12 protein-coding genes are annotated in these 15,020 nt (G+C 47.5%); all 12 read left to right on the top strand.

Annotated elements, in window-relative coordinates; translation table 11 throughout:
* The 12 genes from atpE (at nt 1) to glmU (ending at nt 14,915) form a co-directional block, all read left to right on the top strand.
* Nucleotides 1-240, top strand: a complete 240-nt coding sequence (gene atpE, locus NL510_RS00465) for a F0F1 ATP synthase subunit C (RefSeq protein WP_000429386.1) — start codon at nt 1-3, stop codon at nt 238-240.
* Nucleotides 241-288: 48 nt separating this feature from the next.
* Nucleotides 289-759 carry a F0F1 ATP synthase subunit B gene (atpF, locus tag NL510_RS00470; RefSeq protein ID WP_253380733.1) on the top strand — a complete coding sequence of 157 codons (471 nt, stop codon included), beginning with the start codon at nt 289-291 and terminating at the stop codon, nt 757-759.
* Nucleotides 760-773: 14 nt separating this feature from the next.
* Nucleotides 774-1,307 carry a F0F1 ATP synthase subunit delta gene (atpH, locus tag NL510_RS00475; protein ID WP_253380735.1) on the top strand — a complete coding sequence of 178 codons (534 nt, stop codon included), beginning with the start codon at nt 774-776 and terminating at the stop codon, nt 1,305-1,307.
* A gap of 12 nt (nt 1,308-1,319) precedes the next feature.
* Nucleotides 1,320-2,861: a F0F1 ATP synthase subunit alpha gene (gene atpA, locus NL510_RS00480; protein WP_028017764.1), complete on the top strand. Its 1,542-nt coding sequence runs from the start codon at nt 1,320-1,322 to the stop codon at nt 2,859-2,861.
* Between the two features lie 51 nt (nt 2,862-2,912).
* Nucleotides 2,913-3,776 carry a F0F1 ATP synthase subunit gamma gene (gene atpG / locus NL510_RS00485; RefSeq protein ID WP_253380737.1) on the top strand — a complete coding sequence of 288 codons (864 nt, stop codon included), beginning with the start codon at nt 2,913-2,915 and terminating at the stop codon, nt 3,774-3,776.
* A 26-nt stretch (nt 3,777-3,802) separates the two neighbouring features.
* Nucleotides 3,803-5,185 carry a F0F1 ATP synthase subunit beta gene (gene atpD, locus NL510_RS00490; protein ID WP_006177559.1) on the top strand — a complete coding sequence of 461 codons (1,383 nt, stop codon included), beginning with the start codon at nt 3,803-3,805 and terminating at the stop codon, nt 5,183-5,185.
* A gap of 20 nt (nt 5,186-5,205) precedes the next feature.
* On the top strand, nt 5,206-5,625 hold the full coding sequence (locus NL510_RS00495; protein ID WP_006177560.1) for a F0F1 ATP synthase subunit epsilon: 420 nt from the start codon (nt 5,206-5,208) through the stop codon (nt 5,623-5,625).
* A gap of 853 nt (nt 5,626-6,478) precedes the next feature.
* Entirely contained in the window at nt 6,479-7,651 is a 1,173-nt protein-coding gene (locus NL510_RS00500; RefSeq protein ID WP_253380739.1) for a hypothetical protein, read from the top strand.
* A 583-nt stretch (nt 7,652-8,234) separates the two neighbouring features.
* On the top strand, nt 8,235-10,364 hold the full coding sequence (locus tag NL510_RS00505; protein WP_253380742.1) for an RHS repeat domain-containing protein: 2,130 nt from the start codon (nt 8,235-8,237) through the stop codon (nt 10,362-10,364).
* Nucleotides 10,365-10,454: 90 nt separating this feature from the next.
* Nucleotides 10,455-11,657, top strand: coding sequence for an RHS repeat-associated core domain-containing protein (locus NL510_RS00510; RefSeq protein WP_253380744.1), 1,203 nt, complete (start codon nt 10,455-10,457; stop codon nt 11,655-11,657).
* Between the two features lie 417 nt (nt 11,658-12,074).
* Nucleotides 12,075-13,139: a hypothetical protein gene (locus NL510_RS00515; protein WP_253380746.1), complete on the top strand. Its 1,065-nt coding sequence runs from the start codon at nt 12,075-12,077 to the stop codon at nt 13,137-13,139.
* Nucleotides 13,140-13,547: 408 nt separating this feature from the next.
* Nucleotides 13,548-14,915 carry a bifunctional UDP-N-acetylglucosamine diphosphorylase/glucosamine-1-phosphate N-acetyltransferase GlmU gene (glmU, locus tag NL510_RS00520; RefSeq protein ID WP_253380748.1) on the top strand — a complete coding sequence of 456 codons (1,368 nt, stop codon included), beginning with the start codon at nt 13,548-13,550 and terminating at the stop codon, nt 14,913-14,915.
* Nucleotides 14,916-15,020 lie beyond the last annotated feature (105 nt).

Here is a 15,020-nt window from a genome sequence, read left to right on the forward strand (position 1 = left end):
ATGGAAAACCTGAATATGGATCTGCTGTACATGGCTGCCGCTGTGATGATGGGTCTGGCGGCTATCGGTGCTGCGATCGGTATCGGCATCCTCGGAGGTAAATTCCTGGAAGGCGCAGCGCGTCAACCGGATCTGATTCCTCTGCTGCGTACTCAGTTCTTTATCGTTATGGGTCTGGTGGATGCAATCCCAATGATCGCTGTTGGTCTGGGTCTGTACGTGATGTTTGCTGTCGCGTAGTAGTTGTTTTAAAACCCTAAGCCACAGAAATTAAAGAGGTATTGTGCTGTGAACATGAACGCAACAATCCTCGGCCAGGCCATCGCGTTTATTATCTTTGTCTGGTTCTGCATGAAGTATGTATGGCCGCCTTTAATGGCTGCCATCGAAAAACGTCAGAAAGAAATTACTGACGGTCTGGCTTCCGCAGAACGCGCTAAGAAAGATTTGGACCTTGCACAGGCCAACGCGACAGACCAGCTGAAAAAAGCGAAAGCTGAAGCTCAGGTAATCATTGAACAGGCTAACAAACGCCGTTCTCAGATCCTGGATGAAGCCAAAGCTGAAGCAGAACAGGAACGTACTAAGATCGTGACACAAGCTCAGGCTGAAATTGATGCCGAGCGTAAACGTGCCCGTGAAGAACTGCGTAAGCAGGTTGCGATTCTGGCTGTTGCTGGCGCCGAGAAGATCATCGAACGTTCCGTGGATGTCGCTGCTAACAGCGACATCGTGGACAAACTTGTCGCTGAACTGTAAGGAGGGAGGGGCTGATGTCTGAATTTGTTACGGTAGCTCGCCCCTACGCCAAAGCAGCTTTTGACTTTGCTGTCGAACACCAAAATGTCGATCGCTGGCAGAACATGCTGGCGTTTGCCGCTGAGGTGACGAAAAACGAACAAATGGCCGAGTTGCTGTCTGGTGCATTAGCACCTGATACCCTCGCCGCGTCGTTTATCGCCGTGTGCGGAGAGCAACTGGATGCCAACGGTCAGAACCTGATTAAGGTTATGGCTGAAAATGGTCGTCTCCGTGTGCTCCCGGATGTTCTCGAGCAGTTTGAGCACTTACGTGCCCTCAGTGAAGCCACTGCAGAAGTCGATGTAACTTCTGCAACTGAACTGAGTGAAGAGCAGCTTGTGAAAATCACCGCCGCGATGGAAAAACGTCTGTCACGCAAAGTTAAGCTGAATTGCAAAATCGATAAGTCTGTAATGGCAGGCGTAATCATCCGCTCGGGTGATATGGTCATTGATGGCAGCGTACGCGGCCGTCTTGAACGCCTTGCAGACGTCTTGCAGTCTTAAGGGGACTGGAGCATGCAACTGAATTCCACCGAAATCAGCGAACTGATCAAGCAGCGCATTGCTCAGTTCAATGTTGTGAGCGAAGCTCACAACGAAGGTACTATTGTTTCTGTAAGTGACGGTGTTATCCGTATCCACGGCCTGGCCGATTGTATGCAGGGTGAGATGATTTCCCTGCCGGGTAACCGTTACGCTATCGCACTGAACCTGGAGCGCGACTCCGTAGGTGCAGTGGTGATGGGTCCATACGCTGACCTCGCCGAAGGCATGAAGGTTAAGTGTACTGGCCGTATTCTGGAAGTACCGGTTGGTCGTGGCCTGCTGGGTCGTGTCGTTAATACCCTGGGTGCGCCAATCGACGGTAAAGGTCCAGTTGAGCACGATGGCTTCTCCCCAATCGAAGTTATCGCACCGGGCGTTATCGACCGTCAGTCTGTTGATCAGCCTGTTCAGACGGGTTACAAGTCCGTTGATGCCATGATCCCAATCGGTCGTGGTCAGCGTGAACTGATCATCGGTGACCGTCAGACCGGTAAAACCGCGATGGCAATCGACGCCATCATCAACCAGCGTGACTCCGGCATCAAATGTGTGTACGTGGCTATTGGCCAGAAAGCGTCCACCATTTCTAACGTGGTTCGTAAACTGGAAGAGCACGGCGCACTGGCTAACACCATCGTTGTTGTGGCAACCGCCTCTGAATCCGCTGCACTGCAATACCTGGCGCCGTATGCCGGTTGCGCAATGGGCGAATACTTCCGTGACCGCGGTGAAGATGCGCTGATCGTATACGATGACCTGTCTAAACAGGCTGTTGCATATCGTCAGGTTTCCCTGCTGCTGCGTCGTCCACCAGGACGTGAAGCATTCCCGGGCGACGTATTCTACCTCCACTCTCGTCTGCTGGAGCGTGCTTCCCGCGTTAACGCGGAATACGTCGAGAATTTCACCAAAGGTGAAGTGAAGGGTAAAACGGGTTCTCTGACCGCTCTGCCGATCATTGAAACTCAGGCGGGTGACGTTTCTGCGTTCGTTCCGACCAACGTAATTTCCATTACCGACGGTCAGATCTTCCTGGAAACCAACCTGTTTAACTCCGGTATTCGTCCGGCGGTTAACCCAGGTATCTCCGTATCCCGTGTGGGTGGTGCTGCTCAGACCAAGATCATCAAGAAACTGTCCGGTGGTATCCGTACCGCTCTGGCTCAGTATCGTGAACTGGCCGCGTTCTCTCAGTTCGCCTCCGATCTGGACGAAGCAACCCGTAAACAGCTGAGCCACGGTCAGAAAGTGACCGAGCTGCTGAAGCAGAAACAGTACGCGCCAATGTCTGTTGCTCAGCAGGGCCTGGTGTTGTTCGCGGCTGAACGCGGTTACCTCGAAGATGTGGAACTGGCGAAAATCGGTAGCTTCGAAGCCGCTCTGCTGGCTTACGTCGACCGTGATCACGCTCCGCTGATGCAAGAGATCAACCAGACCGGTGGCTATAACGACGAAATCGAAGGCAAGCTGAAAGCTATCCTCGATTCCTTCAAAGCAACCCAGTCCTGGTAATCGTCCGACGGCTTGTCTTTGGGCAAGCCGTCTGGCATTGAGGAGAAGCTCATGGCCGGCGCAAAAGAGATACGTAGTAAGATCGCAAGCGTCCAGAACACGCAGAAGATCACTAAAGCGATGGAGATGGTCGCCGCTTCCAAAATGCGTAAATCGCAGGATCGCATGGCGTCCAGCCGTCCTTATGCAGAAACCATGCGCAAAGTGATTGGTCACCTTGCAAACGGTAATCTGGAATACAAGCACCCATACCTGGAAGAACGCGACGTTAAGCGCGTGGGCTACCTGGTGGTGTCGACCGACCGTGGTCTGTGTGGCGGCTTGAACATTAACTTGTTCAAAAAACTGCTGGCGGATATGAAAGCATGGTCCGAAAAAGGCGTTCAGTGCGATATCGCAATGATCGGCTCTAAGGGCGTCTCTTTCTTTAACTCCGTTGGCGGCAACATTGTCGCTCAGGTGACCGGTATGGGTGATAATCCATCCCTGTCCGAACTGATCGGTCCGGTTAAAGTGATGTTGCAGGCCTATGATGAAGGCCGTCTGGACAGACTGTACGTTGTCAGCAACAAATTTATTAACACCATGTCTCAGGTGCCAACGCTCACTCAGATGCTGCCTTTACCGGCATCAGAAGATGAAGAGCTTAAGCAAAAAGCCTGGGATTACCTGTATGAACCCGATCCGAAAGCGCTGCTGGATACCCTGCTGCGTCGTTACGTTGAATCACAGGTTTATCAGGGCGTGGTAGAAAACCTGGCCAGCGAGCAGGCCGCACGTATGGTGGCGATGAAAGCCGCGACCGACAATGGCGGCAGCCTGATTAAAGAGCTGCAGTTGGTATACAACAAAGCTCGTCAGGCCAGCATTACTCAGGAACTCACCGAGATCGTCGGTGGTGCATCCGCGGTATAACCAGGTTAATTCGTAGAGGATTCAAGATGGCTACTGGAAAAATTGTCCAGGTAATCGGCGCCGTGGTTGACGTCGAATTCCCTCAGGATGCCGTACCGCGCGTGTACGATGCTCTTGAGGTACAAAATGGTAACGAGAGCCTGGTGCTGGAAGTTCAGCAGCAGCTCGGTGGTGGTATTGTGCGTACCATCGCAATGGGTTCTTCTGACGGTCTGCGTCGTGGTCTGGAAGTTAAAGATCTTGAGCACCCGATCGAAGTCCCGGTAGGTAAAGCGACACTGGGTCGCATCATGAACGTATTGGGTCAACCCATCGACATGAAAGGCGACATCGGTGAAGAAGAGCGTTGGGCTATCCACCGCGCAGCACCTTCCTACGAAGAGCTGTCCAGCTCTCAGGAACTGCTGGAAACCGGTATCAAAGTAATCGACCTGATGTGTCCGTTTGCGAAGGGCGGTAAAGTCGGTCTGTTCGGTGGTGCGGGTGTAGGTAAAACCGTAAACATGATGGAGCTTATTCGTAACATCGCGATCGAACACTCCGGTTACTCCGTGTTTGCAGGTGTTGGTGAGCGTACTCGTGAGGGTAACGACTTCTACCACGAAATGACTGACTCCAACGTTCTGGATAAAGTTTCCCTGGTTTATGGCCAGATGAACGAGCCGCCAGGAAACCGTCTGCGCGTAGCGCTGACTGGCCTGACCATGGCTGAGAAGTTCCGTGACGAAGGCCGTGACGTTCTGCTGTTCGTTGATAACATCTATCGTTACACCCTGGCCGGTACTGAAGTTTCAGCACTGCTGGGTCGTATGCCTTCAGCGGTAGGTTATCAGCCTACGCTGGCGGAAGAGATGGGTGTACTTCAGGAACGTATCACTTCGACCAAAACCGGTTCTATCACCTCCGTTCAGGCAGTATACGTACCTGCGGATGACTTGACTGACCCCTCTCCTGCCACCACCTTTGCTCACTTAGATGCAACCGTGGTACTGAGCCGTCAGATCGCGTCTCTGGGTATCTACCCGGCCGTTGACCCGCTGGACTCCACCAGCCGTCAGCTGGATCCACTGGTCGTGGGTCAGGAACATTACGACACTGCGCGTGGCGTACAGTCCCTGCTGCAGCGTTACCAGGAACTGAAAGACATCATCGCTATCCTGGGTATGGATGAGTTGTCTGAAGAAGATAAACTGGTGGTAGCACGCGCGCGTAAGATCCAGCGCTTCCTGTCCCAGCCGTTCTTCGTTGCGGAAGTATTCACCGGTTCTCCGGGTAAATACGTCTCCCTGAAAGACACCATCCGTGGCTTTAAAGGCATCATGGAAGGCGAATACGATCACCTGCCAGAGCAGGCGTTCTACATGGTTGGTTCCATCGACGAAGCCGTGGAAAAAGCCAAAAAACTTTAACGCCTTAATCGGAGGGTGATATGGCAATGACTTACCACCTGGACGTCGTCAGCGCAGAGCAACAAATGTTCTCTGGTCTGGTCGAGAAAATCCAGGTAACGGGTAGTGAAGGTGAACTGGGTATTTTCCCGGGTCACGCGCCGCTGCTCACCGCCATTAAGCCTGGTATGATCCGCATCGTTAAACAGTTCGGTCATGAAGAGTTTATCTATCTGTCCGGCGGCATTCTTGAAGTGCAGCCTGGTAGTGTGACCGTTCTGGCTGATACTGCAATTCGCGGCCAGGATCTCGACGAAGCGCGAGCCCTGGAATCGAAGCGCAAAGCCGAAGAGCATATTAGTAGCTCTCATGGCGACGTGGATTACGCTCAGGCGTCTGCGGAGCTGGCCAAGGCGATCGCGAAACTGCGCGTTATCGAGTTGACCAAAAAAGCGATGTAACACCGGCTTGAAAAGCACAAAAGCCAGTCTGATCTCCAGGCTGGCTTTTTTATGCTTCCGATTTAGGAAAATCGAAACTGAAAAGCTGTTTTATTATTTTGTGATTTACATCACAAAAAAGTTGATCGGTTAAAAAATGAGGCGTAGACTTATTTTTGTGAAATATATCACAGAATAAATCTTAGTCAATCAGGAAGCCACCATGAAACTGGTCAATAAAATTATCGCTCTCTTCAGCAATATGAACGTCTCTTTCGGTACGTTTAACCACTGATCCGCTGAATGCCGAGTGGTGCCACGCTTACCGTTGTGTGATAAGCGAAGCGCCATCTGGCAACACATCTCCGCTGTTTTTTCCTTTCACGATAACATCATTCGTCTCATTAATCTTTCCCATCACTGCATCTTCATACATACCTGCTATGTACCGATTTATTACCGCTGTATATTTCCTGCGGGCGGACCTGCTCGTCGGCAGGGTTAGGATGTCCGGCAGAAATACGCCGGAGAAAATTTTTGAGTAAAATGAGCGATACTGGATATACAGCCCATTTTGCGAGTGGCTGATCCGGTTTTCTCAATCGTCCCCGACAGAACATGTTCCCGGTGGAACGGACGATAGTGAAAATTGAGTGTTAGAATGGCTGAAAATGCACCTCTGCGTACTGGAACCAGAGCTGAAGATCGGCCTTTCAATCCTGATACCCTGTCATTCATAATAAGCGGTATGCCCTGTATTTGATTAAATTTGGAAATAATCATGTGCTGAAATGCACCATTAGCATCTATTTTCGTGTCTAACATACAAGTGAACTTTGATTAGGAATCTTATTGAGAAATATAGGCGAAAAAGATGAATACAACTTATTATACACAAACACCCAATTTTTCCAGTTCTTCATCATCCGATGTAGACCCCCGCACCCGGTTGTTTAGTTTTAACTACACATTAGCTACCTTAAATGGAAACAATCGTATGGGGCCAGGACTGGCGCTGTCCATAAGCTATAACCCTTCTTCCCCCAATGATTACTGGGCATTGGGAAAAGGAATTGAGCTTAGTCTTACTGTCTACGATAAAAATAATGGCACCTTGAATTTAAGTACTGGCGAGGTTTATAAGATAAACGACACAGGGGCATCTCCTGTAATTTTACAACAAAAAATCCCTTCGATTATCTTCACTCGCACAGATGCATATAATTATTGTGTGGTAGATAAAAATGGAAATGTCACCCTCCTGAAAGATTTACTGCAGAACGGTGTATTGCATACTGTTCAACTTTTGTCGCCTCTTGGTTTCAGTCTGACCCTAAACTGGAAAAACGCTAACTCCGGCTACGTTCTTTCAACGGTGACCGATGATAATAACAAAACACTTTGTTCTTTGACGTATGATTCAGCTGTGACTACCTTTACGGCCTTCCCTGATACAACAGAACGCTATGACATTGCTATGTCGAAAACCAATGGCTGCATGACGTCATTTTACCATTCCGAAATGGGCTCAAAATCGTTATGGCAGCTGTTTTATAAAGATGTTGGGATGGGGAACGGGCTGCAGACTCTTTATAAGATACAGTCCCCTACGGGGCTGATAAAAGAAGTTATTTACAACTATGGCACGAATAGTGGCGTGATCCGTTTTCCTGAAAGTGCTGGTATTCCGCCGCTACCCGCAGTGACCCGACTGACTGTCTCCCCCGGGCAGGGTCAGCCCGATATGGTTACTGATTATTATGCCACGGTCGGTAATAATGATTCGGTGAGCGCCTTCCCTGACTATCTCGGATATGACTATAAACTCGGTAGCGGATGGTCTGCGCAAAGCGATTATCTTTACGGCGAATATGATCCGGATTATACATACCAGACCATAATTCACCAGGCTGCTTGTGATGGTCAAAACGAAATCATCAGTACATATACCTATAATAATTACCATCTGTTGATTTCTGTTGCCACCGTCCAGGGCGACGCCACACATACATTAACATCCAGATATTATCTTGACGATTACCCGTAAAAATCGTTTGACGAATTACCGTCACAATACCAGTTCCCTCAGATACAGGCCGAGTCCTGGACAAATAGTGAGAGGGGATGCTGGCAGGAAAATACCTGTTATGAATATGATATTAACGGCAACCTGACTAAACAGACCACGTTGTGTGATGATGCAGGTTTGCCGACGGACCAAAGTACTGTAATAACGACGGCCTATTATTCAGCTGGTGGTGAAAACGACAGCCCCGATAAATTAACTGGATGCCCAGAAGATCCATGGGGATTTACACACTGGGTGAAATATCAGCAAACGATACCGCCAGTTTTATATAGCTATAATGATGTCCCCACCAGAACGACTTTTCATCGTTATCAGTCCTTAAACACGCTTGATGGTTCGCCTGTAACAACAGCAATTTTTACCTGCACAGGAGACATTACAGAGTTCTGATCCAACGTCCTCCACAACATTAATGAATGAAATTTTCAGCTTTGACGATAATAAATCATCACCCACTTTTGGGCGTATTAATTGTCGGACTAATACGGTATTCGATGCTGACGGTCATGGCTATATGCAAACCGCGGTACCGGAATGGAAGATGGATGCTAACACCGTTACCTGCACCAACATGTTAACAACGCATGATGGGTTAACTCAATCGTCAACATTGTCTAAATCCAGCTATACCGGTCGAGTTATTTCAGTAATTGATAACCTGAAGAACGCTGAAAATTATTATTACGATACGCTGGGACGGCTAAATCTTATTTCACATAACTCCGGTACTGATTATGAATCTACTTCAACCCTGACTTATACATTATCTTTTTCTTCAGATTATGCTGTGAGCGAAATCTCGACCGTCATCAGGAATGAAACAACGGGTGTCATTAAAAAAATCTTCTTTGATGGTATGGGAAGACCCATCTCGACTCAACTGAATGGCGCTGATTTTAACCTGCCTGACACCCTGTTTGAAACCTCTTCTATTGTATACGATGCCTGGGGACGACTGTCTTCAAAAGACATCACCGATGTTTCATATGATGGAAAGGCATACACATATTATTCCTCTTCTGTGCATACTGAATATGATAACTGGGGACAACAAAAATCCGTGGTGAGCTCGGAGGGTAGCGCGCATATTAATTATATTGATCCGGTTAAAAGATATGAATTAAGCCAGGTAAAATCCACGGATGAATCATTAATTCTTGGCTCAACAAAAATCGAGTTTACTCCTCAGGGAACCCCATTCAGACAAACCGTCCGCGATAAAAATGATAATGACTATGCAGTGACAGATTATGAATATGATGGTTTGGGCCGGTTACGTAAGGTTATTGATCCCCTCAATCATGTTACATCATTGACCTATGATTTATTTAATCGGGTACAGGAAAAAATACTGCCTAATAATTCAGTAATTAGTTGGACCTATGTTCCATTTATTCCGGGGAATACCCCACAAACGATTTCCATGAATGGGACTGTCGTCGGTTCAAGGGAGATTGATGGTTTAGGCCGTTGTAAGGGTATGACTTGTGGTGGACGCTATGAGTCGGCACGGTTTACGGGTTCAGAAATGGCACCGTACAATACAACCGATGCTGCCAAAAATACGCTGAATTATACGTGGGTGCCGGAACTTAATAATGCGCCTGATACCATTATTGGGACAGATATCAATCAATCATTTAGCTATGATAAACCTACCGGTCATTTGTACTCTGCGAAAGAGCAGAACTCAAGAGACATTACTTTTTCGTGGTATGCTTCGGGGCTTACCGATGAACAGGTTTTTTCTGACAACACCTCTGCAGACGTTGATATTAAACAATCTTGGTCACTGAAAGGGCTTACGATGGGTTACCAGGACATTGCGGGTAACAATATTTTTCTGGGCTATGATCAATTTGGACGCTATCAGACGATATTAGATCCACTTGTATCATCCACGGTTCATTATGATTCAGTTGGACGTCTAATTAAGCAGGAATGTACTTCAGATTCCGATCAACTGATTACAGAACTCATTCTTGATGACTTTAGCCGTGAACACCAACGGACACTTTCAGCCTCGTCAGGTAGCAAGCTTGCAGTTACACAAACTTTCTATCCAAATAATCAACTCCATACCCGCACAACCACGCTGGGTGAGGAAATAGTAAGAGATGAAACATTCATTTATGATAGCTGCAATCGCCTGACTAATTACTCCTGTAATGGCAGCAATTTACCCGTTGATGCTTATAATAATGCCATTACTGCACTGGATTTCCTGCTTGATGATTTCAACAATATTACTCAGTGCAATACTACTTTAGCAGATGGTTCTCAGGATATTGCTATATATTACTTTGAAAATGCTCAGGATCCATGCCAGTTAACCTCGGTGACTCACTCATTGAGCACACTTTATCCACAAAGTATCGCGCTTACCTACGATGATAATGGGCGAATGAAGACCGATGAAGCGGGTCGTCGTTTAACTTATGATTCTGCTGGACGCCTTACCTCTATTTCCGGTTCCGATGGAAATAGCACTTATGGATACGATGCGTTAGATACACTGATAACGCAGTCTATTAATGGCAGTAATACCCGTTCCTTATATTACCTCGGAAGTAAGTTACTGACTGAAGTACATTCGGAACAAAAGCAGCAGTCTCGTTATATCCCAGGCGCCTTCGGTACTATAGCCCTAAGTGATGAACCTGCCCATTAAGTAATATCTTTTTCCAGCTCTTTTTTGAAGGGAGCTGGCTTCGTTAAGTATCACCGTATTTTATTATTGTATTTACTAAGGAGTTTTATAATGACATTACAACTAACGGGTAATGACTGGCATGGCAGTCCTCTGCAAACATTATCACAGGGAGGCACCCGTTTATTGAACTGGATTCCATATGGTGCAACCGCTCCCCGTGTCGGTAGCGTTGTACCGCTGCCGGGGTTTAATGGCGAGCGTCAGGATCCCTGTACCGGGGTTTCTCATCTGGGAAATGGCTACCGGGCCTACAGTCCTGCCCTGCGCCGTTTCACCTGCCCGGACAGCGAAAGTCCGTTTGGCGTCGGGGGGATTAATGCCTATGCCTACTGTAATGCTGATCCGGTAAACCAGACGGACCCGAGCGGTCATGGGCCGGTCACCTGGCTGCTGAGGATGGCTATCAGGGCTGGCGTTAGAATCGGTCTGAAAGAAGCCCTTGCTGAAGGGATGGCAACCACGCTGGCGACGGTCGGAAAAATTGAAACCGGGCTGGAGCTGGCATCCTCTGCGGCAACCGGCATCGCCAGCGCGTCACTGGCCGGCAGTAACCCGCAACTTGCGGCGAAGCTGGGCTGGGCATCCATCGGTCTCGGTTTAGCCGGTGGCCTGGATGATGCTATTGAACTGGGAGCACGGGTACGTCGTGGAATGAAAGGCTTGTCGGAGAAACTTTCCCGCACCGCCAATTTCAGTGCCAGCCAGCCAGTGAGACTGGGTGGTAATATGAAGCATATCGATATGCTTTTTAATGGAGTATATACCTTTGAAGATACCTACAAGGGAGGGAGGCGGTTGAATATTGTTTCGCATGGCGCATTTATTGATGGAACCTCTTACCTCTTTACCGAGGGCAGAGGGGGCAGACAGTTTATTCATGCCGAAGAAATCGCCAATGTGCTGTCATCAAGATACAGCCTTGATGAATATCATTCCCTGCGTGTACTGGCCTGCCATTCTGCAGAGGGGGGCGAAAATGCCTTCGGTGCTATCTTGCAGCGAATAACAGGAAAAGAGGTTAAAGCGTTTGACGGTACCCTTGATGGAAATTTCGAACCCGGTTCATTTACCGATCTTCTTGCTGATGCAGAAAGAAATGGAATGTATCAGAACCTTGTTACCACTCTTGAGACAAAACATGGATTCAAAGCGTATAAAAAAAATCCATACACGCTATTCACTACAGATCGGCAAGAGGTTCAGAAATGGTGGTCATGGCAATATAAACCTGTACATTTTCCTCCCCGGTAATAACAAACCACATCATGGAGTTTTAAAAAATTAACTTCAGGTCAGAAATTTTCCCTCTGTCCGTGGCAACCATTTTGTGAGTCAAAAAATAAATCTTTGCCTGTTTATTCCTGGAGGAAGCGGTCAATGAAGCTCCTTCCAGGAATTTTACTTACTGTTAAAAGAAGATTATCAGGCAGGTTGAATACTTATCATGCCATGAAATTTAAGGGATATCGTATGTTATTGCATATTCAATAAGGGGTGATAACGCTGTAATGAAGATGTCTGCAAAAAAAGAAACAATTACATCAGATAATAAATAAAGACAGTAAATGCACTATATTTAAGTATGCATACCGTCTGAATGATATTGACAGACTGTTCATTCAGACGACTCTCGGAATACTAAATTAAATTTAATGGAGGATGACGAATATGTCATGGAATAATGTATCAGGTGTTTCTAAATTCAATCTCTGGGCTGAATCAAACTCAACCAGCGAAGGCGATGATGCTAATTTATATGTTAATGACCGCCATCAGGTGAAAATTACTGTGGGATTAAGCTTTGCCCTACTAGATCCTTCAGTATCAGGACCTTCAGATGATGAAGTCAGGAAAGGACTCTCACTCATTAATAATAATGATGGCGGTGAGTTACAGCATTTAATTATCAGGGATAAAGGCGATTATACAGCTATTTATGAACCTGGCCAGGTGACAAAAAAGACTGACGTTAAGGGTTCAGATTACCAACATGAAATTGTTTTTTATTTAGCCAGTAATAAAACAGTCAATCCGGATATCGCCAGCGAAGAAGTCTCTGTTCGGTTGACATATACAGATGCCAATGGGGATACATATACTGATGATATGTCGGCACAGGGACAATATTATGAAAAGGATTATGTAAAAGTCACCTGCTACGCTCAGAAAAAATATACAACTTCTGACTTTTCATTAAGTAAAGAGGAAATCAATGCTACATGGCATCCAAACAGCGGCGACCATACAACAGATTATACCACCTATCTTTTGCGATTAAAAATGAGCGGGGATTATTATCGTATCCAGGCCATGAGTATGGAAAATGCTTCACAGAGCGAAGTTAACATTAATTATGATCACTGTATCGGGTGGATGGCAGAAAAAACTTCTGCTGTAATGTGGGATTCATGCTCTGATTGCTTTGCTATCACAAGTCATACGGGTATAGGCAAACAAACGTATGCATACGATCTTTATGCCTATTATAATACCAACCCAGGGAGTTACTCCGGAAACAGTGTTGGTTATCATTCAGTCACGATTGATCAGGGAGATAATGAATTTATTTTTATCTCCACTTATATCACTTACAAGGCTAAAATTGCATCGGATTCATATCTTGAATATCATTATTTTGATACTTACGATCAGTTTGGCAATTTCTGTGTGATCAGGATGCTTCTGGATTCAACTGATAAACAGGTATTTCCAAGTATAAGTAATGTTGAGTGAGGTTAATTATCCTGTGGGGCTGAACTTATTGGCCTCATTTTTCATTTCATTACCGGAAAAAACGGGAGGGGACGTTGAGCGGATCGAAACCGCCCGGATCGCCGCAGACGCTATCTGAATCACTGCGTAGCGCTGGTTATCGCTTTTCAGCGAGAGGTAAAATCTAGCGTTCTGCCCTTTATTCATGCCCCAAAAAAATAGCTAAGCTGTTGTGTGTACTAGCGACTTACCGCGAAAATGCGACTTTCCAGAGAAAAAGTGATTTACTCTGCCCCTAAAACTATCCTCAAATAGCCATTAATGGCCGATGTTGAACGTTTTATCATCACTCCATTTTATGGCGCAAAATATGTAGTATTTACAACGTCAAAGGGTTTTACTTCACACTAAATTACAGTCAGGACGCGTATGTTGAACAATACGATGAGCGTGGTCATCCTTGCCGCAGGTAAAGGCACCCGCATGTATTCCGATCTTCCGAAGGTGCTGCACACTCTGGCAGGAAAGCCAATGGTGCAGCATGTTATTGATGCTGCGAATGAGCTTGGGGCTCACCAGGTGCATTTGGTCTACGGCCACGGTGGCGATCTGCTAAAAGAAACGCTGGCTGATGCCAAACTCAACTGGGTACTTCAGGCAGAGCAACTGGGTACTGGCCATGCGATGCAGCAGGCAGCCCCGTATTTTGCGGACGATGAAGATATCCTGATGCTTTACGGCGACGTTCCGCTGATTTCCGTGGAAACGCTCATCCGCCTGCGTGCAGCCAAACCGCAGGGCGGCATCGGTCTGTTAACCGTGGTGCTGGACGATCCGAGCGGTTATGGACGTATTACCCGTGAAAACGGCAAGGTAACGGGTATCGTTGAGCATAAAGATGCCAGCGAAGAACAGCGTCAAATCCCGGAAATTAACACCGGGATCCTGATTGCCAATGGCGCAGATATGAAGCGCTGGCTGTCGAAGCTGAACAATAACAATGCTCAGGGCGAATACTACATCACCGATATCATTGCGATGGCGTATCAGGAAGGGCGTGAAATTGCCGCCGTCCACCCGGCTTGCATCAGCGAAACCGACGGCGTGAATAATCGCCTGCAGCTTTCCCGTCTGGAGCGTATTTATCAGTCCGGGCAGGCAGAGAAACTGCTGCTGGCGGGTGTGATGTTGCGCGATCCGGCGCGTTTTGACCTGCGCGGAAGCTTGTCTCATGGGCGCGACGTTGAAATTGATACTAACGTTATTCTTGAAGGTAATGTCACGCTGGGCAACCGCGTCAAAATTGGCACGGGCTGTGTGATCAAAAACAGCGTTATCGGTGACGATTGTGAAATTAGCCCCTACAGCGTGGTGGAAGATGCCACGCTTAACGCGGCATGTACCATTGGTCCGTTTGCACGTTTGCGCCCGGGGGCGAAGCTACTGGAAGGCGCTCACGTGGGTAACTTCGTTGAGATGAAAAAAGCGCGCCTGGGTAAAGGCTCCAAAGCCGGTCACCTGACCTATCTGGGCGATGCGGAAATTGGCGATAACGTGAATATTGGCGCAGGGACAATCACCTGTAACTACGACGGTGCCAACAAGTTTAAAACCATCATCGGCGATGATGTGTTTGTCGGTTCAGATACCCAGCTGGTGGCTCCTGTGACCGTAGGCAACGGTGTAACCATTGCCGCCGGAACTACCGTCACGCGCGATGTGGCGGAGAATGAACTGGTTTTAAGCCGCGTTCCGCAGATCAACAAGCAGGGCTGGAAACGTCCGGTGAAGAAGTAAAAGCATTTTCGGGATGAGGGGATAACATAATCCCCTCCCATGAGCAGTACCCATAAAAATAACCCCACTCTCTACAAGGCTCGGGGCGCCCGGAAAGGGCAAATA

This window comes from unidentified bacterial endosymbiont, assembly GCF_918797525.1.
GTDB lineage: Bacteria > Pseudomonadota > Gammaproteobacteria > Enterobacterales > Enterobacteriaceae > Enterobacter.